Genomic DNA, 22,164 nt, shown 5'->3' with positions numbered 1-22,164 from the left:
GCCGGTCAGGAATTCCTGATCAGGTCGGCGCAGCGTTCGCCGATGAGCATCGTGGTGATGTTCGGGTTCACCGCGACGATCTTCGGCATCACCGAGGCGTCCGCCACCCGCAGGCCCTGCACGCCCTTGACCCGCAACTGAGGGTCGAGCGGAGAGTCCGCGTCGGGCCCCATCCGGACCGTACCCACCGGGTGGTAGACGGTGTTGTGGGTGCGCCGGATGTAGTCGGCGATCTGTTCGTCGGTCTGGACATCGGTGCCGGGGAACAACTCCCGGCCCGCCCATTCGGCCATCGCCGGCTGGGCGACGATCTCCCGGGCCAGGCGGATGCCCTGGATCGTGATGTTCATGTCGTAGGGGTCGGTGAAGTACCGCGGATCCACCTTCGGCTTGTCCCGGAAGTCGATGCTGCGCAATCTGACCGTGCCCCGGGATCGGGCGTGGGTGACGTTGGGTGTGAGGCAGAAGGCGTTCTCCGACGTCGGATAGCCCTGCCGCACGGTGTGCATGTCGAACGGGACGCTGCCGTAGTGGAACATCAAATCGGGGCGGTCCAGGTTCTCCTGGGTAGGGGAGAAGATGCCGATCTCCCACCACTGGGTCGATCGGGTCACCATGGGCTGCTTTGCCTCCCACTGGATCACGCCTTCGGGATGGTCCTGCAGGTTGCTGCCCACACCGGGGGAGTCGACGAGCACCTCGATGCCCATCTCCCGTAGGTGCTCGGCGGGGCCGACACCCGAGAGCATCAGCAGCTTGGGGGAGTCGATCGCGCCCGCCGACAGGATCACCTCGCGGCGCGCCGTGATTCGCCGCGAATGGATGCCGTCCTTCAACAGCACGTCCACGCCGACGCACCGGCCGTCCTCGATCGGCAACTTCTTCGCCCAGTGATCGGTGAGGACCGTCAGGTTCTCCCGGTCGAGGATCGGGTGCAGGTACGACACCGATGACGACGAACGCACGCCGTCCTCGCGCCCATTGATCTGGAAGAAGTTGGCGCCGTTGACGATCGTCTCGCCCTCGTTGAACGTTGCGCGGGGGATACCGGCCTGCTCGCACGCGTCGAGGATCGCGACACCGCACGGGTCGTTCGGTGGGATGTCGCGCAGCACCACCGGGCCGTCGTGGCCGTGGTGGTCGCCGGGTCGCGAGTTGTTCTCCAGGCGCTTGACGAGTGGGAAGATCGCCTCGGCCTCCCAGCCGGTGCAGCCGAGGTTGCCGGCCCACTCGTCGAGATCCTCGCGCGGCGGCCAGAACGCGATGCACGAATTGTGCGACGAGCACCCACCGAGCACCCGCGCCCGGGCGTGCCGCATGAACGAGTTGCCGTGTTCCTGGGGCTCGATGAGATAGTCCCAGTCGTAACCGGATTCGAGCAGCGCCATCCAGTCCTCGAGGATCAGGATCTCGTCGAGCCCGACGTCGCTGGGCCCCGCCTCGATCAGCGCGACCGTCACCGAGGGGTCCTCGCTCAGCCGCGCCGCGACCGCGGCGCCCGCCGACCCGCCACCGACGACAACGTAGTCGTACTCGTGCTCCTGCTGGGGCGTCATGCTCACTCCTTCTCCGATCGCTCCGAGCTCCGGTCCGTGAACCACCCGCTCACCCCGGGAGCGATGTTCTGATAGACGTGCTTGGCCTCGCGGTACTCGTCGAGGCCCGTGGGTCCGAGTTCGCGGCCGAAGCCGGACTCACCGAAGCCACCCCACTCCGCCTGCGGGAGGTAGGGGTGGAAGTCGTTGATCCACACCGTGCCCGCGCGCATCCGGTTCGCGACCCGCTGCGCCCGGCCGGCGTCCTGCGTCCACACCGCACCGGCCAGGCCGTAGCGCGTGTCGTTGGCGATCCGCACCGCGTCCTCCTCGTCGGTGAACGTCTCCACGGTCACGACGGGACCGAAGCCTTCGTCGACGACGACGGACATGCCCTGCCGGACGCCGTCGAGCACGGTCGGCAGGTAGTAGTAGCCGCTCTCCAAATCACCGGAGCCCCACTCGCCGCCGCAGCGCAGCACGGCGCCCTCCTCGACACCCTTGCGGACGTATGCGCTGACCTTGTCGCGGTGGGCGGCCGAGATCAGTGGGCCGGTCTCGGCGTCGTCGTCGAACGGGCCGCCGAGGCGGATCTGCCGGGCGCGAGCCACCAGGGCGTCGACGAACTCGTCGTGGATGGACTCCTCGACGATCAGCCTTGCCCCGGCCGAGCACACCTGGCCCGAGTGCACGAACGCGGCGTTGAGGGCGTTGTCGACGGCGGCGTCGAACAGGGCGTCGGCGAACACGACGTTGGCATTCTTGCCGCCCAGTTCGAGCGCCACCTTCTTCACCGTCGCCGCCGCGGTCGCCGCGATCCTACGTCCCGTGACCAGTCCGCCGGTGAACGAGACCATGTCCACGTCCGGATGCTCGGACAGCGGGGCCCCGGCCACGGCGCCCGCGCCGAGCACGAGGTTCGCGGCACCGGAGGGCACTCCGCACTCGGTGAGCAGATCCATCAGCAGGATCGCGGTGGAGGGGGTGAGCTCACTGGGCTTGAGCACGAACGTGTTTCCGGCCGCCAGACACGGTGCGACCTTCCACGCCGCCTGCAGCAGCGGATAGTTCCACGGCGAGATCAGCCCGCACACCCCGACGGGCTCGTACTGGATGCGGCTGAGCACGTTGGCGTCCCCGGCGTCGACGAGGCGTCCGGCGTCGGTGGCGGCGATGGAGCCGAAGTACTCGAAGCAGGCCGCGACGTCATCCATGTCGATCCGGCTCTCGACGATCCGCTTCCCGGTGTCGAATGACTCGGCGCGGGCGAACTCCTCTTTGCGTTCGCGCAGTCGGTCCGCGACCTTGCGGAGCACCAGGCCCCGCTCTCCCGCGACGGTCCGCGGCCACGGACCGGTGTCGAAGGCCTCGCGTGCTGCCGCGATCGCCCTCTCGACGTCGACGGTCCCGGCCTCGGAGACGGTGGCGACGGGGGTGCTGTCGGCGGGGCAGTGGATGTCGCGGGTGTCGCCGGACTCAGCGGCGACCCAACGCCCGCCGATGAACAGGCTGGCTGCGGTGTCGGTCATAGCTGCATCACTCCAATGTCGGTGTGTGTCGGAGTCGGAGGAACTCGATGTGGCGCTCGTACTGGTCCAGGACGTCGCCGATGAGCTGCTCGCGGGTGTAGCCCATGACGTCGTACTGCTGGCTGCCCTCGGTGAGGTACACCTCGAGGCGGTAGTAGACGGCGTCCCCGCTCGCCGAGTTCATCGCGAACGACGGCATGTCTGTCTTCTCGGGCCACAGCTGGTACCGGAACGGCGGATCGTCGCCCATCTCGACGGTGAGGTCCAGGTGCGGCACCCCGGTCTTGTCCTCACGGTTGGCGGTGAGGTCGGCGGTGATGTCGCGGCTGGCGAGTTCGTCGACGACGGCCTGCAACGCCGGCCGCGCGGTGCGGTCCACGTACGCCCGCAGGTCCTTTTCGTCGGGGTAGGACAGGGTGCGGGTGAGGCGCTGACGCCACGTGCGCTGCACGCCGCGCTCGGGGCCGACCCGTTCGGACAACGACGAGTGCAGGACCGCGCGCAGGCTGTCCTCACGGGACCCCTCGGTCCGAAGGGCCCGGTGCAGGCCCGCCATGATCAGCAGCATCACGAACGAGAACGGCAGGCCCATGATGATCGTCGCGTTCTGCAGCGTCGTGACGCCGCCGACGATGAGCATCGCGAGGGTGAGCAGACCGGTCGCGACGGCCCAGAAGATCCGGCCCCACTTGGGGCCGTCCTCCTCCGGATCGTTCAGGTGGGACGTGAGATTGGTCAACACCAGCGCGCCCGAGTCGGCCGACGTGACGTAGAACAGCAGCCCGGTGAACGTCGCGATGCCCGCGCTGAACAGGGCGCCGGGGTACTGGTCGAGCAGCGAGTAGAAGGCGCTCTCGGGGGCGGACATGGCCGTCTCACCGAATTCGCTGTCGCCGTCGATCACCACCGACAGCGCGGCATTGCCGAAGATCGCGATCCACAGCGCGATGAACGCGAACGGGATGGTCAGGACCGCGCCGATGAACTGACGGATGGTGCGCCCGCGCGAGATCCGGGCGAGGAACAGGCCGACGAACGGTGCCCACGCGATCCACCACGCCCAGAAGAACAGGGTCCACGAGTTGAGCCACTCCTGCGGTGCGTCGAACGCGAAGGTGTCGAGCGACATTCCGGGGAGGCGGCTGACGTAGTCGCCGACGTTCATGACGATCGCGTCGAGCAGGAACCGCGTCTTGCCGGCGAAGAGGACGAAGAGCATCAAGGCGAGGGCGAGTAGTGCGTTCAGCTCCGACAGGCGTCGGATCCCGCGGTCGACGCCCGAGACGACGGACACCGTCGCCATCAGGACCGCGAGCGCGATCAGCGCGGTCTGCATGGCGGTGTTCTGCGGTAGGTCGAACATGAAGTGCAGCCCGTAGTTGAGCTGGACGACGCCGATCCCGAGGGAGGTTGCGATGCCGAAGATCGTGCCGATCACGGCCGCGACCTCGACGCCGTCGCCGAAGGCACCCTTCACGCGCTTCCCGATCACCGGGTACAACGCCGACCGGATCGACAGCGGCAGCCCCCGTCGGTACGCGAAGTACGCGAGGGAGGCGCCCATCAGGGCGTACATGGCCCAGCCGGTGATGCCGTAGTGGAACAGCGTCCACACCACGGCCTGACGGGCGGCCTCGGTGTTCTGGCCCCCGCCGACCGGCGGCGCGAGGTACTGCGTCACCGGTTCGGACACGGAGAAGAACATCAGGTCGATGCCGATACCCGCGGCGAACAGCATCGCGCCCCACGTGAAGACGTTGTACCGCGGGAGCGAGTGGTCGGGGCCGAGCTTGATCTTGCCGTAGCGCGACAGCGCCAGGAACAGCACGAACACGATGATCAGGGTGGCGACCAGGAAGTACCACCACCCGAAGGCGCCCGCGATCCAGTCGACGACGCTGCCGATCACGGTGTCCGCGTTGTCCGGTGCGATCATCGCCCACGCCGTGATGGCGACGATGATGGCCGACGAGAGGTAGAAGACCGGCTTGTTGATCCCCGACTTCGGTGTCTCGACGACGGCGCCGTTCACGGGGAGGCCTTCGGTGAGAGAGGCCTCCGGCGGTTCTCGATCCGTAGTACTCATGTGTCTCCTCGGTCCGGTTCTGCGTCCGGATCGCGACGTGCCCGGCAGCGTGATTCGAACTCTCGGGCGATATGTGAACGCCCGTCCGACTGCTGGTCTGAAGCTACCGCCGACCTGCTCGTCTCGCTGGGGAGTGGACATCACGGCCGGGCCGTCCGGTCGAAAACGGGCCGGGGTCGGTCCACCGCGCCGCTGTCCCGAGAAACGTTGCTTCCGAGCCATTCCGGCCGAACTGGCGTCCCGGAGGTGTGGCGCCGGTATCGGATCTTCTCGGGTCGAGTGGTTCGCTGGGTTCGTCCGGCGACTCGGAGTCGTACGTCGCGGTCGACCCCACGTTGGGCACACTGATTGCGACCAGTGGATTCGAGATCGGACGCGACGGGTTCTCGTTCGAGAACTGGGGCGAGTCGTCGCAGGAGCATCGCCGGGGGCTCACTCCCTCCGTGATGCAGTCCCGTTACGGCGACCGAATCTGTGCGCGAATCGTCGACGGCGGGTGCGTTCTCACCGCGACAGGCCAGGCACTCCAGGCGGACTTGAATGACACGTGGAGCGGCGGGCACTGCTTCGGCTTTGCGGCGCTGGCCGGGCTTTTCGCCACCGACCAACTCGACAAGGCGGAACATCTTGCGACGGGGCCGGATGTCTACGACGATCCGGCGTCGGATCAACTCGACGGATTGATCTCTCGGTACGCCAGTACCCAGATCTCCCCTCCGACCAGCGCTGCGAATTCTCCGTCCTCGGTCGCCGACACTCTCGACAAACTCGAGGCAGCCTGGGCTCGGGGTGACAGCTACATTCTCACGATCGCCGGGGACATCGGCGGCCACGCGATAACACCGATCGCGTTGCGCGACCTGGGCAAGGGTAAGACCGGGATAGTCGTGTACGACAACAACTACCCTGGCGTCGAGAAGATGGTCGTGGCCGACGCGGCCGCCGACACTTGGTATTACACGACTGCTCTGAACCCGGCCGACAATAGCTACCTGTTCGTCGGATCCCCGGACAACCCGATGCACCTGGTCCGGTTGCCGCAGACGACCGAGGTGCACGAATGCCCGACCTGCCGCGAGTCGGGAGACGATTCGGTCCTCGTTCTGGTCAAGGACAATGCCGAGAATCGTGACGGCACGATCATCGAATGGGAGCTGGAGGTCACCGCGCCCGGCGGTGGCGCCGTCGAGGGGATCGAGAACCTCCCGGTCATCAACAACCAACAGTCCGAGCTGTTCCGTGTTCCCGCCGGCGTTGCATTCGAGATCACGATGGGCAAGGTTCCCGTCGGCCGGGCCGCAGACATCGACATCTCGCTCTACGGTGACGGCTGGATCGACGAGTTCGACGGCATCGAGCTACTGCCGGGTGCCACCACCTCGGTGAACGTCGATCAGGTTGCGATTGCTGCCGGCACCACCCTGTCGGTGGAGCGCGAAACCGACGGTGACTACGTGTATGCCCTGGACGGCATCGGGGTCCCCGGATCGTTGACTCTCGATGTCCGACATCGGGACGCCGTTCGCGATCGGAACGTGACCACCGGTGGTCCGGTGAGCATCCCGGTCAATTCGTCCGCATCGGTAGCCGCACACGCGTGGGACGGGGCATCGCCGCTCACCGTCCGGGTCGCGGGCAACGGGGTGGATCGGGTCTACCCGATGGTTCCTGCGAGTTAGCGGATCTGTTCGAGGGTTGGCGGCCGCCCACCGTCCGGTGGGTGGCCGCCAACCCTTTCGGCGGTCGACTTGTCGATCGACGGTGGGGAAGAGGCCGGAACCGCTGTAGCCCCTTTTCGCTCGGACCGGGCACTCGGTACGGATGTGATTCGGGTGGCGAGTCCAGGTGCGGTGGTGTATCGGCGCAGGCGGTAGCTCTACTATTGGCCAACTGTGACGAGTACAGAGGACCACGCGCAACGCGCGCCCGAACGGGAAGCCGGCACCGGGATGTTCGGATGGGCGCTGCACGGCGACGGCCGACGGATCAGCGACGGCGCGGTGGTCGCACCGCACGAGCGGCTGTCGTGGCCGCGCACCATCGGCATCGGGATGCAGCATGTGATCGCGATGTTCGGCGCCACCCTGCTGGTGCCGACGATCACCGGCTTCCCGGTCACGACGACGCTGCTGTTCTCCGGCATCGGCACCGCGCTGTTCCTCATCATCACGCGCGGGCGGATCCCGAGTTACCTCGGTTCGTCGTTCGCGTTCATCGCGCCGCTGACCGCGGCCGCCGGTGACGGGCCCGCCGCGCAGCTCGGCGGCGTCCTCGCCGCCGGTGTCGTGCTGATGCTCGTCGGCCTGGCGGTGAAGTTGATCGGCGCCCGCGTGATCGACGCGGTCATGCCGCCGGTGGTGACCGGCGCCGTGGTCGCGCTGATCGGCCTCAACCTGGCGCCCACCGCGGCCGGGTCGTTCCAGGCGCAGCCGTTGATCGCCGCGGTGACGCTCCTCGGCATCCTCCTCGCCACGGTGATCGGGCCGGGCATCATCGGTCGCCTGGGCATCCTCATCGGCGTCGTGATCGGCTGGGTGTTCGCCGCGATCACGGGCGGGCTCGCGGACGACCGCGTGGACGCGCTGCGTGAGGCCGCGTGGTTCGGTGTGCCGCACCTGCGCGGTCCGTCGTTCGATCTGTCCGTCATCCTGCTCGCTCTGCCGGTCGTGATCGTCCTGATCGCCGAGAACGTCGGCCACGTGAAGGCGGTCGCCGCGATGACGGGCCGCTCGCTCGACGACCTGGCCGGGAACGCCCTGTTCGCGGACGGTCTGGCAACCACCCTCGCCGGCGCCGGCGGCGGATCCGGAACCACGACGTACGCCGAGAACATCGGGGTCATGGCCGCGACCCGGGTGTACTCGACCGCGGCGTACTGGGTCGCGGCGGCGACCGCGATCGTCCTGTCCTTCTCGCCCAAGTTCGGCGCGCTCGTGTTCACCGTGCCCGACGGCGTGATCGGCGGCGCCACGATGGTGCTGTACGGCCTCATCGGCGTGCTCGGTGTCCGGATCTGGATGGACGCCAAGGTGGACTTCACCGATCCCGTCAACCTCACCGTCGTGGCGACCGCCCTCGTCGCCGGGATCGGCAACCTCACCCTGTCGATCGGTTCCGTCGAACTCGGTGGCATCGCGTGGGGCTCGGTCGGCATCCTGGTCGCCTACCCGCTGATGCGCCGGCTGAACTCGATGCGCCGCGCATAGAGGTCGCGCACGATTCGTGATCTGCGCCACGCGGTCACGAATCGTGCTCGTCTCGGTCATGGATCGACGTTGATCTTCGCTTTACGGTCATGTCGAGGAAGTAGGTCTGCTGCTGCGTGCCCGCGGCCGCCGGCAGATCGCCGTACATCTCGACATGAGGAGACGCAGTGGAACGCACCCTGTTCGAACCGGAGCACGAACTGTTCCGGGAGTCCTACCGCAAGTTCCTCGATCAGCACGTCGCGCCCTTCCACGATCAGTGGGAGGAGCAGAACATCGTCGACCGATCGGTGTGGATCGAGGCCGGCAAGCAGGGCTTCCTCGGTATGGCGGTGCCCGAGGAGTGCGGCGGCGGGGGAGTCGAGGACTTCCGGTACAACGCGATCGTCACCGAGGAGACCACCCGCGGCGGTTACAGCGGTGTCGGCTTCATGCTCCACAACGACGTCGTCGCGCCGTACCTGATCAAGCTCGCCAACGAGGAACAGAAGCAGCGCTGGCTGCCCGGGTTCTGCTCCGGCGAACTCATCACCGCGATCGCGATGACCGAGCCCGGCACCGGGTCCGACCTGCAGAACATCAAAACCCGCGCCGTCAAGGACGGCGATCACTGGATCCTCAACGGCGCCAAGACCTTCATCACGAACGGCATCAACGCCGACGTCGTGATCGTCGTCGCGTGCACCGATCCCGACAAGGGTGCGCAGGGCTTCTCTTTGCTCGTCGTCGAACGCGGCATGGAGGGCTTCGAGCGGGGACGCAACCTCGACAAGATCGGTCTCAAGGCCCAGGACACCGCGGAACTGAGCTTCACCGACGTCCGGGTGCCGGCCGAGAACCTCCTCGGCGAGGAGGGCATGGGCTTCATCTACCTGATGCAGAACCTGCCGCAGGAGCGCCTGTCGATCGCGGTCGTGGCGGCCGCCGCGATGGAATCCTGCCTCGACATGACGATCCAGTACTGCCGTGACCGCAAGGCGTTCGGCAAGTCGATCGGGAGCTTCCAGAACACGCGGTTCGTGCTCGCCGAACTCGCCACCGAGACGACGGCCGTGCGGATCCTGGTGGACAAGTTCATCGAGCAGCTCAACGCGGGCACACTCACCGTCCAGGAAGCCGCAATGGCGAAGTGGTGGACCACGGAGGCGCAGGTCAAGCTGATCGACCGGTGCCTGCAGCTGCACGGCGGCTACGGCTACATGCGCGAGTATCCGATCGCCAAGGCGTACATGGACTCTCGGGTCCAGACGATCTACGGCGGCACCACCGAGATCATGAAGGAGATCATCGGTCGCGGACTGAACCTCGGCTGACCCGCACTTCTCGCTCCTCACGACGACAGGGGCCGCGGCACCCAGTGCCGCGGCCCCTGTCGTCGTAACGGGTCAGAGCTTGCGCATCACGGTGACGACCTTGCCGAGGATCGCGGCGTCGTTGCCGGGAATGGGGTCGAACAGGGGGTTGTGCGGCATGAGCCACACATCCTTGCCGGTGTGCTTGAAGGTCTTGACGGTCGCCTCACCGTCGATCATCGCGGCGACGATGTCGCCGTTCTCCGCGACGTTCTGCTGCCGCACGACCACCCAGTCGCCGTCGCAGATCGCAGCGTCGATCATGGACTCGCCGACCACCTTGAGTAGGAAGAGCGATCCCTGCCCGACCAGTTCGCGGGGTAGCGGGAAGACGTCCTCGACGGCTTCCTCGGCGAGGATCGGGCCGCCGGCCGCGATGCGTCCGAGCACCGGCACGAACGTCGGGGCCGGCAGTTCGTCGGTGGACTTCATGGCCGCGGATGCACTCGGCGTCGACCGCGTGTCGTCCAGGCCGTCGAGCGTGTCCAGTCCCCGGACATCGACCGCACGGGGCCGGTTCGGGTCGCGCCGCAGGAAGCCCTTGCGCTCGAGTGTGCGCAGCTGGTGCGCGACGGACGACGTGGACGTGAGGCCGACCGCGTCGCCGATCTCGCGGATGCTCGGCGGGTAACCGCGCTCGGCGACCGACGTCCGGATGACCTCGAGGACGTTGCGCTGACGGTCGGTGAGCTGGCCGGCGTCGAGTCCCGTGCCCAGCCCGGCGTCGGCCTGGGCGTCGTCGGGCGACGTGCGTCCGGACTTGCCGGAGGAACTCGAGCTGTCGTCCTTCATGGCGCGTGGCCTCCTTCGCGGCTCCAGCGGCTCGCGGGCTGAGTCGGTGAGTGTCTGTGTGTTCTGCCACGAATCTATCCCGATCACCCCACTACTTCAAACATCTGTTCGACCTGTGTCGTCGAAACTACTGACTTTGTCGCAGCCGCGTGGTAGAAATCGAATATGTGTTCTATCGAACGCATGATCGAACACGGTTTGCTCGGATTGCTCGCGACGTGTCCGGAGGAAGCGCCACACGTCCGGTTCGCGCTCTGTCCGACTAGTGAAACGGCTCGACGACTGGCTGGGAGGTTCGGATGGGTATCGCACTTTCGGGGAATGGATCGGTCGGTCGGACGCCGACGGGCCGCCGGGACGTCTACATGCGGGCGGATTCGTCCGGCGTGATCATCGACCGTGGCACCGTGCGGGAGTACCGCCCGGCGCGCATCCGGCCCGTGGACTCGCGGCGTCCGGTTGCCGGTCTCATGCACTACGACGCCGTGCCGCGGTACGGCTCGCGCGGATCTCGGGTCTCGGTCACCTCCCACCCGTCACACGATCAGCGCCGCCCGCGGCCACGATTCGCAGGTCTGTCGGCGATCGTCGCGACCGTCGTCGTCACCGTCGGCATCGTCGTGGGGCTGGATGCGCTCGCGAACTTGGCCGCCGGGGAGTCGGGGGCGACCGACACGGTGCAGGTGCAGGGAACAGAGTCGTTCGTGAGGTGACCGGGCTCCGGTCGCGAATGGAGGAGGCGTTCGATCATGGTGCTGCCGGCACGATCGGATTCGGCGCTGATCCGCCTGGGTACCCGGGAGTCGCTGTCGGTATGGGTGGGGCGGGTATCCTCGAATCCTGTCAGTCACACCACATCGCGTGGTCGCGTCGATATCGTGTCTCCCCTGCGTGAGTCGGTCCTGCTGGAACCGGCATCGGTCGAGAAGCGGCGCAGCGGCCACGATGGCTACGAAGGAATCACCATGCACTGCCCGTTCTGCCGGCATCCCGATTCGCGCGTGGTCGATTCCCGAGAGGCCGACGAGGGCGCGGCGATCCGTCGTCGACGCTCGTGCCCGGAGTGTGGCCGCCGATTCACCACCGTCGAGACGGCCGTGTTGGCCGTAGTCAAGCGAAGTGGCGTCACCGAGCCGTTCAGTCGGGAGAAGGTGGTCCAGGGTGTACGCCGCGCGTGCCAGGGCCGCCAGGTCGACAACGACGCGTTGAACCTGCTGGCCCAGCAGGTCGAAGACGCAGTCCGCGCGTCAGGGTCGCCCGAGATCCCCAGCCACGAGGTTGGATTGGCCATCCTCGGTCCGCTGCGTGACCTCGACGAGGTGGCTTACCTGCGTTTCGCGTCTGTGTACCGCTCCTTCAGTTCCGCGGAGGACTTCGAGCGCGAGATCAAGGACCTGCGCGCCCACCGCGAAAGCCGCACCGCCGAGCTCGCCGACGCGGAGTCCGTAACCGAGTGACTCCGGCCGGCAGGCCGCCGGGTGAGCGCGCTACCGCCGGATCCCGTCGATCGACTTGAGTACCCGCTTCTCCGACACGGGAATCGCGGTGCCCAGTGACTGTGCGAACAGGCTCACCCGCAACTCCTCGATCTTCCACAGGATCTCGTTGACGTCGTCGTCTCCTCGGCGCTCCTCCGGCAGGGCCGAGAGCATCCGGTCGTAGGCGGAGTACACGCGATCGAGGACATCCATCCCCGCCTGGTCGCGTTGCGCGCTGCCGGGCAGCGACTCGAGCCGCAGCGACGCCGCCGCCAGGTACCGCGGCAGGTCCTTGAGTCGCCGGGAGCCGAGTTCGGTCACGAACCCGGGGAACAGCAACGACTCTCGCTGCTCGCGCACGTCGTCCGCGGCCTCGCCGACCGATCGTTCGAGGATCACCGACAGACGATGTGCCTCTGCGAGCGCAGGAAGCAGCAGGTGAAGCAGCCGTGCGACACGGGTGGCGAGCTGCGCGCGGACCTTCCCGGTCAACGTCTCGAACGCGGCGGGATCGAGCACGGGGCCGCCGTTCTCGGCGATCAGCTCGTCGACCGCGCACGCGCGACAGTCCTCGAGGAGCGCGTCGAAGCTGCCGTCCGGGTTCTGGCCGAGCGCGAGACGGTCGGCGTTGCTCATCCCGTTGGTCACCGACTTGGCCTGCGTCGGAACAGCGTTCAAGAGCAGCCGGCGGGTGCCGGCCCGCATGGCGGCGCGCTGCGCGGCCGGCGTGGTGAGCACCCGCACCGCGACGCCGGAGTCCTCCGGCACCAGCGCCGGGTAGCCGGTCACCTTCTGGCCGCCCAGGGTCCGGGTCACCGACGACGGCAGCGTGCCCAGGGTCTGCGCGGTCCAGACCGGTGCCGGGGCCCGTTCTGTGGTCGAGGTGGCCTTGGCGACCTCCACCTCGACCCGCGGTGCCAGGGACCGGCGCAGCGCGGCCAGGCTCTTGTCCTTGCCGAGGACCTTGGCCTTCTCGTCCACCGCCGCGAACGTCATCCGCAGGTGCGGCGGCAGCGACGCTACGTCGAAGTCCGTCGGGTCGATCCGGCACGAACCGAGCCGCGACAGCTCGCGCGCCATCGCGTGGATCAGGGACTCGGATCGCGGTTTGACGGCGGCGAGCGCGGCCGCGGCGAAGTCCGGGGCCGGCACCACCTGGCGGCGGAGTTGTTTCGGCAGCGTCTTGATCAGTGCGGTGACCAGCTCGGTGCGCATGCCGGGCACCAGCCAGTCGAATCCCACCGGGCGCAGGCCCGCGAGCAGCGCCACCGGTATCCGCGCGGTGACGCCGTCGTCCTCGGTGCCGGGCTCGAACTGGTACGTCAAGGGGAACTGGATGTCGCCCTGACGCCACGCGTCGGGATAGTCGCCCTCGAGTACTGCGGCGGAGTCGGCGTTGACCACCGTGGCGGTGGTGAAGTTCAGCAGATTCGGATCCGAGCGTCGCGCCTGCTTCCACCACGTGTCGAAGTGCTTGGCGGACACCGCCTCCGGACCGACCCGCTGGTCGTAGAACTCGAACAGCGTCTCGTCGTCGACGAGGATGTCGCGTCGTCGGGCCCGGTGTTCGAGTTCCTCGACGTCGTCGAGCAGCGCGCGGTTGGCGTGGAAGAACTTGTGCTGTGTCTGCCACTCGCCCTGCACCAGTGCGTGCCGGATGAACAACTCCCGCGATGCCTCGGGGTCGATCGTGCTGTAGGTGACGGGTCGTCCGGTGACGAGCGGGACGCCGTAGAGGGTGACCCGCTCGTACGCCATCGCACACGCCCGTTTGGTGGACCAGTGCGGCTCCGAGTACGTGCGCTTGACGAGGTGCGGGGCCAGCTTCTCGGCCCACTCGGGTTCGATGCGGGCGGCCATCCGCGCCCACAGTCGCGACGTCTCGACCAGTTCGGACGCCATCACCCAGCGCGGCGGCTTCTTGAACAGGCCGGAGCCGGGGAAGATCGCGAACCGGCTGCCGCGGGCGCCGAGGAAGTCGCGCTTGTCGCCCTCGCGCAGCCCGATGTGCGAGAGCAGGCCCGCGAGCAGCGACTGGTGGATCGACGTCTCGGACGCCGTCGCGGCGTCCGGGCCGCCGGAATCGCCCGGCTCCCAGCCGAGTCCGCGGGTGATCTGACGGAGCTGGCCGTGCAGGTCCTGCCACTCGCGGATCCGCAGCCAGTGCAGGAACTCGTTGCGGCACATCTTCCGGAACTGGTTGGAGCTGAGCTCTTTCCGCTGTTCGCGCAGGTACTCCCACAGCTTGAGGTAGGCGAGGAAGTCGGAGTTCTCGACGGCGAAGCGGGCGTGCTTCTCGTCGGCGGCCTGCTGGAACTCGGCGGGGCGCTCGCGGACGTCCTGGATGGACAGCGCGGACACGATCACCAGCATCTCGCGCAGGCAGCCGTTGCGGTGCGCCTCGACCAGCATGCGCGCCATCCGCGGATCGACCGGTAACTGGGCCAGTTCGCGGCCGGTCGCGGTGAGCTGCGGGCCGACGGGCTTGTCCCGGGCTGTCTCGGTGTCGGTCTCGGTGTCGGCGTCGACGCGGCGCTGACCGGGTCCGGCGATGGCGCCGAGTTCCTCGAGCAGCGCGACGCCGTCACGGATCGCCCGCGGATCCGGTGCCTCGACGAACGGGAACGCCTCGATCTCGCCGAGCCCGAGGGCGGTCATCTGCAGGACCACCGACGCCAGGTTGGTGCGCAGGATCTCCGGCTCGGTGAACGCGGGCCGCGACTCGAAGTCGTCCTCCGCGTAGAGGCGGATGCAGATTCCGTCCGCGACGCGACCGCATCGTCCGGCGCGCTGGCGGGCCGACGCCTGCGAGATCGGTTCGATCGGCAGGCGCTGCACCTTGGTGCGGACCGAATAGCGCGAGATGCGGGCCGTGCCCGGGTCGATGACGTAACGGATGCCGGGCACCGTCAGCGACGTCTCGGCGACGTTGGTGGACAGGACCACGCGCCGCCCGGTGTGCGGGGAGAACACCCGGTGCTGTTCCGCGGCCGACAGCCGGGCGTACAGCGGCAGGATCTCGGTGTTGCGGTACTTGCGGTCCCGCAGGGCTTCGGCGGTGTCGCGGATCTCGCGCTCGCCGGACAGGAAGACCAGGATGTCGCCGTCACCCTCGGCGGCGAGTTCCTCGACGGCCTCGCACACCGCGTCGACGGGGTCGCGGTCGAAGGTCTGCTCGCCCACCTCGACGGTGAGCGGGCGGTAGCGCATCTCCACCGGGAACGTCCGGCCCGACACCTCGACGATGGGTGCCGGCACGCCGTCCACCGCGAAGTGTTCGGCGAACCGCTCCGGGTCGATGGTGGCCGAGGTGATGATCACCTTGAGGTCGGGGCGCCGGGGGAGCAGCTGCTTGAGGTAGCCCAGGATGAAGTCGATGTTGAGGCTGCGCTCGTGGGCCTCGTCGATGATCAGCGTGTCGTACCGGCGCAGCATCCGGTCGCGCTGGATCTCGGCGAGCAGGATGCCGTCGGTCATCAGTTTGACCAGCGTCGAGTCGGACACCTGGTCGGTGAAGCGGACGGTGTAGCCCACGGTGTCGCCCAGTTCGCGTCCCACCTCCTCGGCGATCCGCTCGGCGACCGTGCGGGCGGCCAGGCGGCGAGGCTGGGTGTGCCCGATCATGCCGCGGATGCCGCGACCCAGTTCCATGCAGATCTTCGGGATCTGGGTGGTCTTGCCGGAACCCGTCTCGCCGGCGACGATCACCACCTGGTGCGATGCGATCGCGGCGGCGATGTCCTCGCGGCGCTGCGTGACCGGCAGCGCTTCCGGGTATGTGATCGGCGGGACCTGCGCCCGGCGGCCCTCGACGCGCAGCTCGGCGGCGGAGATCTCGTCGGCGAGTGCGGCGAGCGCGGACGGGGACTTGGCGCGGTCGAGGCGTCGGCGAAGCCGGTGCTCGTCGCGGAGGGTGAGGGCACCGAGCCGCTTCCTCGCCTCGCGGCGATCGAACCCGGTCTCGGCTGCTGATGGTGTTGTCGACATGCTCCGCACAGCCTATCGAAGCGTGCAACGGCAATTCCGGCTGGAACCGCCCGGGGCGTGCGAACATACGCGCATGACCGCCGTCACACCGGGTCCCGCGATCCGGCGGACCCACCCGATCTTTCGCGTGCTGCGGATCGTGTTCGCCGCCCTCGGCATCGTCGCGCTCGCGTGGATTCCGCTCCGCAACATCGACGAACCGACCTTCTCCGTCGCGAACTACTTCAGCTACTTCACGATCCTGAGCAATGTCCTCGCGGCGATCGTGCTGCTGGTGGGTGCGGTCCGTGACCCGCAGGACACCCGATGGCAGCTGGTTCGCGGCGCGGCGACGGTCTACATGGTGATCACCGGCATCATCTATGCGGTCCTGCTCGCGAACGTCGACGTCATGCTGCAGGACCGGTGGATCAACGACACCCTCCACCGCATCCTGCCATTGGTGCTCTTCCTCGACTGGATCGTCAACCCGCCGCGGGTCCGGATCACCGATCTGCAGTCGCTGAGCTGGCTCGCGTTCCCCGTCGTCTACGGGGTGTACACACTGATCCGGGGACCGATCGTGGACTGGTATCCGTACCCGTTCCTCGATCCGCGCGAGCAGGGATATCTCCAGCTCGCCGTCGGCCTGGTCGTGCTGCTCGTGGCGATGACCTTGATGGCGCTCGCGGTCAACGCCTCCGGACGATTGGGCCGGCGGTGGCGCGGTCTCGGCGGCGACGAGCCCGATCCGGTTTCCGTGGCATAGTCGCGGAAAGCGGCACACGACCGGCAAGCACGATCGAAGGGGTAGAGCGCGGATGAGTGGAGCACTGTGGCACGGGTTCGCCGACATGGGGGCGGTGCAGCGCGACGGCGCGTTCGTCGTCACCCGCGGTGAGGGCGCGTACATCTGGGACGACGCGGGGACCCGCTACCTCGACGCCACCGCGGGACTGTGGTTCACCAACGTCGGGCACGGCCGCACCGAGATCGCCGACGCCGTCGCCGCGCAGCTGTCGAAGATCGCGCACTTCTCCAACTTCGGCGACTTCACCTCCGACACCACGGTGGCCCTCGCGGAGCGTCTGGCCGCGATCGCGCCGGTTCCCGGTTCCAAGGTGTTCTTCACCTCGGGTGGCTCCGACTCGGTCGACTCCGCCGCGAAACTCGCCCGCCGGTACTGGACCGAGGTCGGCCGGCCGTCCAAGACGCTGATCGTGGGCCGGCAGAAGGCGTACCACGGCATGCACGTCGCGGGCACCGCACTGGCTGGGATCCCGGTCAACCGGGAAGGCTACGGCGACCTCATGGCCGACGCCCGCACCGTGGAGTGGGACGACGCGAAGGGACTGCTCGGGCTGATCGAGCGGGAGGGCGCCGACAAGATCGCGGCGTTCTTCTGTGAGCCGATCATCGGTGCCGGCGGCATTTACCTGCCGCCCGAGGGGTACCTGAGCGAGGTCCGCGAGATCTGCCGCGAACACGACATCCTGTTCGTCGTGGACGAGGTCGTCACCGGCTTCGGCCGGATCGGCGGGTCGTGGTTCGCCTCGACGCGTTTCGACCTGCAGCCGGACATGATCACCACCGCCAAGGGACTCACGTCGGGGTACGTGCCGATGGGTGCGGTGTTCGTCGCGCCGACCGTCGCGGAACCATTCTTCGGTGGGGGAGTGTGGTGGCGGCACGGGTACACCTACGGCGGCCACGCCGGGGCCGCGGCCGCGGCCATGGCCAATCTCGACATCGTCGAGCGCGAGGACCTTCTCGGGGAGTCGAAGCGGCTCGAGGCGTCGCTGCACGAGCATCTCGCCCCGCTCGCGGAACATCCCCGGGTGGCGGAGGTGCGCAGCGGCATCGGTGCCGTCGCTGCGGTCCAGCTGGTCGATCCCGCGGAGGCGTTGCCGTTCGTGAAGACGTTGCGCGAGTTCGGGATCTCCGGCCGCGCGGCCGGTCAGGGTGCGATGCAGTTCTCGCCGTCGTTCGTCATGACCGACGAGCAGGTCGCCGAGATGGCGGCCGGGGTCGCCAAAGCGCTCGGCTGATCCGGCTCAGCGGCGGCGCAGCACCCGCGACAGCCGTTGCCGCAGTGTCGGTTTCGTATCGACGAGTTCCACCACGGTCCGGTCCGCGGCCGCCGATGCCTGTGCGAAACGGGTGTGCAGGCGGTCGCGGACCTCGTCGGGTGTGTATGCGCGGCGCTGTCGTTCGGCTCGTACCGCCAGTGCGCCCGTGGCCGCGACCCCGAGGGCGCCGGCCAGTCCGAGGGCCTTCCACAGATGTCTGCTGTCGATGCGCATCGCTCTAGGCTAGGCGGATGACTCGGCGGATGCATCCATCACAGGTCAGCCTCGACGACGCGGTGGAAGCGACCCGCACGGGCGACATCTGGATCTTCCGCGGTCACACCGGCGCCGACCGCGCGATCCAGACCCTGACGAACAGTCCCGTCAACCACGTCGGCATGTCCGTCGTGCTCGACGACCTCCCGCCGCTGATGTGGCACGCGGAGCTCGGGCACTCGCTGCAGGACATGTGGACCGGGAAGTTCCAGCGCGGTGTCCAATTGCACGACCTGCGTGCCGCCGTTCAGGTGTGGGGTGCGCGCTACGGGCAGCGCGGCTGGCTGCGTCAGCTCGCCGGCCCCGTGACCCGTGAGCAGGAGGACGCCCTGCTGCGGACGATCGCCCGCCTGGACGGCACCCCGTTCCCGTCGACGGCGAAGCTGGCGTCGCGTTGGTTCGGCGGCCGGCTGCCGTCGTTGCGGTCGCGCGGCGGCGACCGCGAATCGGGTGCGGGTCTGGAGAGCGCCTACTGCGCGGAGGTGGTGGCGTCGACGTTCGAGGCGATGGGCCTGCTGACCGGCGATCGCAGGACCAATTGGTACGACCCGGGCCGATTCTGGAGCGGCGACCGACTGCCCCTCGCGCACGGTGTCGAACTGGGGGACGAGATCGAGGTGCTACTCAGTGCCGCCGATCTCGCGGCGGGGGACCTCAGCCGCGGCTGATCCGTGTGACCCACGGCACGAATTGACTATGACGGTAATCACATAACGAGTGGATAACGACCGGTCTGCCGAGTTGCGGACACGCCGAGGGGTTCTGCGGAAACGTCGCCGACGGCCTTCGTTACCTGGACGTTCGTACCGAAATCGCGGACCGTGACCTTTTCGTGACCGTCCCCTAGCGTCGTGTCCGGCTCGAAACAAACGAGCCACGCCGGTCCGCCGCTGCACGATCCTGCCCCGCGGTCCGGACACCCGAAACCTTCGAGGGGGCAGGGGTGAGGCGGATGGAACTCCGCCCGACACGGTCGGCGCGAGAGCGCCGTCTCACCCGCAGGAGCGGAGAGGATTCACCCGTATGACCAGCTTCACGATCAAGCGCGCCCTGGGCGCAGTCGTTGCCACCGGCGCCGTCGTCGCCATCCCGCTGGCGATCGGCACCGGTACCGCATCGGCTGCCGGCAGCCACGACTGGTCCGGTGTCGCCGAGTGCGAGTCGTCCGGCAACTGGGCGGCCAACACCGGCAACGGCTACTACGGCGGCCTGCAGTTCTCCCAGAGCACCTGGGAGGCGTACGGCGGCACCGGTAGCGCCAGCAACGCTAGCCAGGCCGAGCAGATCCGCGTCGCCGAGAACGTTCTCGACGGCCAGGGTGTCGGCGCATGGCCCGTGTGCGGACAGTACCTCACCGGCGGCAGCACCCCGGGTGGCTCGGTCGAGTCCATCGCTCAGCCCGCCCCGGCTCCGGTCGTGTCGCAGGCCCCCGTCCAGCAGCAGGTGAACGACTGGGCGCAAACCCTGCCCGCCGGTGTCGGCTCCTACGTCGTCCAGCTCGGTGACACGCTGTCGCAGATCGCCGCGAACCACGGTGTCTCGCTGGCGAACCTTGCCGGCCAGGTCGCCAACCCCGATCTGATCTTCCCGGGGCAGACGCTCTCCCTCTGATCGGTCTCGTACCGAACTGCTCACAGAGCTCGCAGCCCCGCCGGTGTCCCCCTCCCGGCGGGGCTGTGTCATGTTGCGGGACTTGCTGGTGCTCGCCACCTCGCTCGGCGCCGGTGCTGCCGACGCGACACCGTGGAAGTTCGGTCCTGTCTATCGAGGCGAGTTCTCGGGGGAGGGGGCCGAGTACCTGCGCAGCAAGGCGCTGCTGCTCGAGAAGGCCTACCGGGCGGTCGTCATCGAGCCCTGTACATACGATCCGGCCGAGGGCGTGTGGTACCGCGTGGCGTTCGCCCCCGAGACAGCCGGCTTCGGTAGCAGCAGCTGATCGCTCGGTCAGGCGTTCGCGTTCGGTGTTCGGCTGAACCACGACACGCTCGCGCCGTTGTCGAACGACGTGAGGTCCGTGCGCGTGAAGGCCGTCGGACGGAACGGGCCCGCGAAGGCCGGTAGTCCGGCGCCGCCCACCACCGGGTAGCTCTTCACGATCAGTTCGTCGATCTCGGGTAGTAGCGCGCCGGCGAGTTGACCGCCGCCGGCGAGCCAGATGTCGAGCCCGTCCTCGGCCTTGAGTTTGCGGACTGCCTCGACCGGATCGTTCGACACGAGCTCCACCGCCGGGTCGGGGATCGTCCCGAGCGTCGTCGAGACCACGAGTTGGCGCAGGTGGGCGTACGGACTGGTGATGCCGACGGCGAGCGCGGGCTCGTAGGTGCCGCGCCCCATGATGATCGTGTCGAACGCGCGATTGGGTGCGTCCTGGAGTCCCGCCTGGGGGCGGATGTGTGTCGGCACTGTCTCGGGGTAGCGCTCGTTGATCCACGCGGCCATCGAATCGGAGAGCGGGTAGAAGTCGACCTCGCCGCCGGGCCCGGCGATGTATCCGTCCAGGGAGACCGCGACGTAGTACACGAGCTTACGCATATACAACTCCGTCCGTAGTACTCTGAGTGAAGTGGTGTAAAAGTTAGTACTACAGATGGAGTGGTGTCAAGGTGCGGCGAAATCCGGAGCGGCGAGCGGCGTTGGTCGACGGCGCGATCGAGGTCCTGGCGCGGGAGGGTGCCCGCGGACTCACCTTCCGTGCGGTCGACGCGGAGGCGCAGGTGCCGGCGGGTACCGCGTCGAACTACTTCGCCAACCGGGACGACCTGCTGACCCAGGCGGGGGCGCGGATCTACGAGCGGCTCAAGCCCGACGACGCGACGATGGACCTGAGTCTGCGTGGGGCGCACGACCGCGAGCACCTCACGGCGTTGATGAAGGAGACGGTGGGACGGGTGGCGGCTTTCCGCACCGGGTTTCTCGCGCTGCTCGAACTCCGGTTGGAGGCGACCCGACGGCCCGATCTGCGCGCAGTCCTCACCGAACGCGTCCGTCAGGATCTCGACTTCAACATCGCCAACCACGTCGAGTCGGACATGCCGGGGGACCCGACGACCGTGACGCTGCTCTACATGGCGTTGAACTGGCTGATCGTCGATCGACTCACGTTGCCGGAGTTGTTCTCGGACAAGGAGATCGACGACCTCGTCGATGCCGCCGTCGATCGGGTGCTGCCACGGTGACCGGTGCGCGGCTCAGGCCGTGATCGTGCGTTCGGGTCGTACCCGGCCGCCGACCTCGACCCAGCCGTCGTCGCCGAACGTGGTTCGGATCTGGGAGCCCCGTCCCTGCTTGATGAGAAGTGAGCGACGCAGGTGGGCCGTGATGTGGACTGCGGCCGAGCCGGTGGCCTCGGCCTCGGGCACGCCGAGCCCGGGGGCGAACATCCGGGATCGGATCCGGCCCTCGAATTCGTCCTCCCACGCCCAGACGTAGTGGTGGCCGGCGGTGAAGTCGTGGGCGTGGGCCGCGAGGACGTCCGCGACGTCCGGCATCGGGTACAACGCGAAATCGGGTGCCCAATCGGCCTGCGCGCGTACCCAGGTCGCGCCGTGTCGCTCGCACGTGGCGACCCGGCCGGCGGGCACGTCGAGAGCGTCGACGCCCCGGCCCTGCTCGTCGAGCCACCACGACAGGCCGACGGTGGGATGTCCGGCGAAGGGGAGTTCGGCGGCTGGAGTGAAGATCTGCGCCCGGGCGGCGTCCGCCCCCGGGTCGGGGAGGTCGACGAAGATGGTCTCGCTGAACCCGAGGTGTTTCGCGAGTGCCTGCCGTTCGGAGAGATCCACGGAAGCGGCGTCGACGATGCCCAACGGGTTCCCGTGCTTACCGTCGGGGTCGGTGAAGACGCGGACGACGTGGACCTCGATTGCCATGGGGCC

Annotated in this window: 19 protein-coding genes; 11 read left to right on the top strand and 8 right to left on the bottom strand. The window is 68.1% G+C overall.

What is annotated here, in order from left to right:
- Positions 1-5: 5 nt before the first annotated feature.
- The 3 genes from J2X34_RS26705 to betT are packed head-to-tail and all read right to left on the bottom strand — an operon-like array spanning position 6 to position 5,150.
- On the bottom strand, positions 6-1,556 hold the full coding sequence (locus J2X34_RS26705; RefSeq protein WP_429520187.1) for a GMC family oxidoreductase: 1,551 nt from the start codon (positions 1,554-1,556) through the stop codon (positions 6-8).
- 2 nt (positions 1,557-1,558) lie between these two features.
- A complete protein-coding gene (locus J2X34_RS26700) occupies positions 1,559-3,064 on the bottom strand; it encodes an aldehyde dehydrogenase family protein (RefSeq protein WP_429520186.1) in 1,506 nt (501 codons plus the stop codon).
- A 7-nt stretch (positions 3,065-3,071) separates the two neighbouring features.
- On the bottom strand, positions 3,072-5,150 hold the full coding sequence (gene betT / locus J2X34_RS26695; RefSeq protein ID WP_429520185.1) for a choline BCCT transporter BetT: 2,079 nt from the start codon (positions 5,148-5,150) through the stop codon (positions 3,072-3,074).
- Positions 5,151-5,398: 248 nt separating this feature from the next.
- Here betT and J2X34_RS26690 point away from each other — a divergent pair, with 248 nt between their 5' ends.
- From J2X34_RS26690 to J2X34_RS26680, 3 genes are all read left to right on the top strand, one after another.
- Positions 5,399-6,829: a hypothetical protein gene (locus J2X34_RS26690; protein WP_429520184.1), complete on the top strand. Its 1,431-nt coding sequence runs from the start codon at positions 5,399-5,401 to the stop codon at positions 6,827-6,829.
- A 270-nt stretch (positions 6,830-7,099) separates the two neighbouring features.
- Positions 7,100-8,356 carry a uracil-xanthine permease family protein gene (locus tag J2X34_RS26685; RefSeq protein WP_114719865.1) on the top strand — a complete coding sequence of 419 codons (1,257 nt, stop codon included), beginning with the start codon at positions 7,100-7,102 and terminating at the stop codon, positions 8,354-8,356.
- 167 nt (positions 8,357-8,523) lie between these two features.
- Complete coding sequence (locus J2X34_RS26680; protein ID WP_174909754.1) at positions 8,524-9,669, top strand: acyl-CoA dehydrogenase family protein; 1,146 nt, start codon at positions 8,524-8,526, stop codon at positions 9,667-9,669.
- A 72-nt stretch (positions 9,670-9,741) separates the two neighbouring features.
- Here J2X34_RS26680 and lexA read toward each other — a convergent pair whose 3' ends face one another.
- Positions 9,742-10,500 (bottom strand): transcriptional repressor LexA, encoded by a 759-nt coding sequence (lexA, locus tag J2X34_RS26675; protein WP_429520183.1) that lies wholly within the window; start codon positions 10,498-10,500, stop codon positions 9,742-9,744.
- 299 nt (positions 10,501-10,799) lie between these two features.
- Between lexA and J2X34_RS26670 the strand changes: the two genes are divergently transcribed.
- Together J2X34_RS26670 and nrdR are read left to right on the top strand one after the other, a co-directional pair.
- Positions 10,800-11,213 (top strand): hypothetical protein, encoded by a 414-nt coding sequence (locus J2X34_RS26670; protein WP_114719871.1) that lies wholly within the window; start codon positions 10,800-10,802, stop codon positions 11,211-11,213.
- A gap of 252 nt (positions 11,214-11,465) precedes the next feature.
- A complete protein-coding gene (gene nrdR / locus J2X34_RS26665) occupies positions 11,466-11,957 on the top strand; it encodes a transcriptional regulator NrdR (RefSeq protein ID WP_114720036.1) in 492 nt (163 codons plus the stop codon).
- Positions 11,958-11,987: 30 nt separating this feature from the next.
- On the opposite strand, the gene hrpA is transcribed toward nrdR, so the two are convergent.
- The gene (gene hrpA, locus J2X34_RS26660; protein ID WP_429520182.1) at positions 11,988-15,965 is read right to left on the bottom strand and encodes an ATP-dependent RNA helicase HrpA; all 3,978 of its coding nucleotides are present in this window, start codon (positions 15,963-15,965) and stop codon (positions 11,988-11,990) included.
- Positions 15,966-16,038: 73 nt separating this feature from the next.
- Here hrpA and J2X34_RS26655 point away from each other — a divergent pair, with 73 nt between their 5' ends.
- On the top strand, positions 16,039-16,713 hold the full coding sequence (locus J2X34_RS26655; protein WP_429520181.1) for a Pr6Pr family membrane protein: 675 nt from the start codon (positions 16,039-16,041) through the stop codon (positions 16,711-16,713).
- Between the two features lie 52 nt (positions 16,714-16,765).
- Positions 16,766-17,992 carry an aspartate aminotransferase family protein gene (locus J2X34_RS26650; protein ID WP_114719877.1) on the top strand — a complete coding sequence of 409 codons (1,227 nt, stop codon included), beginning with the start codon at positions 16,766-16,768 and terminating at the stop codon, positions 17,990-17,992.
- A 6-nt stretch (positions 17,993-17,998) separates the two neighbouring features.
- On the opposite strand, the gene J2X34_RS26645 is transcribed toward J2X34_RS26650, so the two are convergent.
- Positions 17,999-18,247, bottom strand: coding sequence for a hypothetical protein (locus tag J2X34_RS26645; protein WP_114719879.1), 249 nt, complete (start codon positions 18,245-18,247; stop codon positions 17,999-18,001).
- Between the two features lie 17 nt (positions 18,248-18,264).
- Between J2X34_RS26645 and J2X34_RS26640 the strand changes: the two genes are divergently transcribed.
- The 3 genes from J2X34_RS26640 to J2X34_RS26630 all read left to right on the top strand — a co-directional run bounded on the left by J2X34_RS26640 (position 18,265) and on the right by J2X34_RS26630 (position 20,225).
- The gene (locus tag J2X34_RS26640) at positions 18,265-18,957 is read left to right on the top strand and encodes a hypothetical protein (RefSeq protein WP_114719881.1); all 693 of its coding nucleotides are present in this window, start codon (positions 18,265-18,267) and stop codon (positions 18,955-18,957) included.
- A gap of 355 nt (positions 18,958-19,312) precedes the next feature.
- Positions 19,313-19,900 (top strand): transglycosylase family protein, encoded by a 588-nt coding sequence (locus J2X34_RS26635; protein WP_174909761.1) that lies wholly within the window; start codon positions 19,313-19,315, stop codon positions 19,898-19,900.
- Positions 19,901-19,970: 70 nt separating this feature from the next.
- On the top strand, positions 19,971-20,225 hold the full coding sequence (locus J2X34_RS26630) for a hypothetical protein (RefSeq protein ID WP_429520180.1): 255 nt from the start codon (positions 19,971-19,973) through the stop codon (positions 20,223-20,225).
- 8 nt (positions 20,226-20,233) lie between these two features.
- On the opposite strand, the gene J2X34_RS26625 is transcribed toward J2X34_RS26630, so the two are convergent.
- Positions 20,234-20,821: a dihydrofolate reductase family protein gene (locus J2X34_RS26625; RefSeq protein ID WP_429520179.1), complete on the bottom strand. Its 588-nt coding sequence runs from the start codon at positions 20,819-20,821 to the stop codon at positions 20,234-20,236.
- A 71-nt stretch (positions 20,822-20,892) separates the two neighbouring features.
- Between J2X34_RS26625 and J2X34_RS26620 the strand changes: the two genes are divergently transcribed.
- Positions 20,893-21,465: a TetR/AcrR family transcriptional regulator gene (locus tag J2X34_RS26620; protein ID WP_114719889.1), complete on the top strand. Its 573-nt coding sequence runs from the start codon at positions 20,893-20,895 to the stop codon at positions 21,463-21,465.
- A 12-nt stretch (positions 21,466-21,477) separates the two neighbouring features.
- Here the strand turns inward: J2X34_RS26620 and J2X34_RS26615 are convergent, their stop codons facing one another.
- Positions 21,478-22,158 carry a PhzF family phenazine biosynthesis protein gene (locus tag J2X34_RS26615; RefSeq protein WP_429520178.1) on the bottom strand — a complete coding sequence of 227 codons (681 nt, stop codon included), beginning with the start codon at positions 22,156-22,158 and terminating at the stop codon, positions 21,478-21,480.
- Positions 22,159-22,164: the final 6 nt, after the last annotated feature.

Source organism: Rhodococcus sp. BE178, from assembly GCF_050433545.1.
GTDB lineage: Bacteria > Actinomycetota > Actinomycetes > Mycobacteriales > Mycobacteriaceae > Prescottella.
The sequence above is the reverse complement of the archived record's forward strand: the minus strand, read 5'-3'. Positions and strand labels throughout refer to the sequence as shown.

Bases quoted from the DNA above. Each gene is read 5' to 3' on its own strand.
- J2X34_RS26705 (WP_429520187.1), bottom strand. From the start codon at position 1,556: ATGACGCCCCAGCAGGAGCACGAGTACGACTACGTTGTCGTCGGTGGC.
- J2X34_RS26700 (WP_429520186.1), bottom strand. From the start codon at position 3,064: ATGACCGACACCGCAGCCAGCCTGTTCATCGGCGGGCGTTGGGTCGCC.
- betT (WP_429520185.1), bottom strand. From the start codon at position 5,150: ATGAGTACTACGGATCGAGAACCGCCGGAGGCCTCTCTCACCGAAGGC.
- J2X34_RS26685 (WP_114719865.1), top strand. From the start codon at position 7,100: ATGTTCGGATGGGCGCTGCACGGCGACGGCCGACGGATCAGCGACGGC.
- lexA (WP_429520183.1), bottom strand. From the start codon at position 10,500: ATGAAGGACGACAGCTCGAGTTCCTCCGGCAAGTCCGGACGCACGTCG.
- J2X34_RS26670 (WP_114719871.1), top strand. From the start codon at position 10,800: ATGGGTATCGCACTTTCGGGGAATGGATCGGTCGGTCGGACGCCGACG.
- nrdR (WP_114720036.1), top strand. From the start codon at position 11,466: ATGCACTGCCCGTTCTGCCGGCATCCCGATTCGCGCGTGGTCGATTCC.
- hrpA (WP_429520182.1), bottom strand. From the start codon at position 15,965: ATGTCGACAACACCATCAGCAGCCGAGACCGGGTTCGATCGCCGCGAG.
- J2X34_RS26655 (WP_429520181.1), top strand. From the start codon at position 16,039: ATGACCGCCGTCACACCGGGTCCCGCGATCCGGCGGACCCACCCGATC.
- J2X34_RS26650 (WP_114719877.1), top strand. From the start codon at position 16,766: ATGAGTGGAGCACTGTGGCACGGGTTCGCCGACATGGGGGCGGTGCAG.
- J2X34_RS26645 (WP_114719879.1), bottom strand. From the start codon at position 18,247: ATGCGCATCGACAGCAGACATCTGTGGAAGGCCCTCGGACTGGCCGGC.
- J2X34_RS26640 (WP_114719881.1), top strand. From the start codon at position 18,265: ATGACTCGGCGGATGCATCCATCACAGGTCAGCCTCGACGACGCGGTG.
- J2X34_RS26635 (WP_174909761.1), top strand. From the start codon at position 19,313: ATGACCAGCTTCACGATCAAGCGCGCCCTGGGCGCAGTCGTTGCCACC.
- J2X34_RS26630 (WP_429520180.1), top strand. From the start codon at position 19,971: ATGTTGCGGGACTTGCTGGTGCTCGCCACCTCGCTCGGCGCCGGTGCT.
- J2X34_RS26625 (WP_429520179.1), bottom strand. From the start codon at position 20,821: ATGCGTAAGCTCGTGTACTACGTCGCGGTCTCCCTGGACGGATACATC.
- J2X34_RS26615 (WP_429520178.1), bottom strand. From the start codon at position 22,158: ATGGCAATCGAGGTCCACGTCGTCCGCGTCTTCACCGACCCCGACGGT.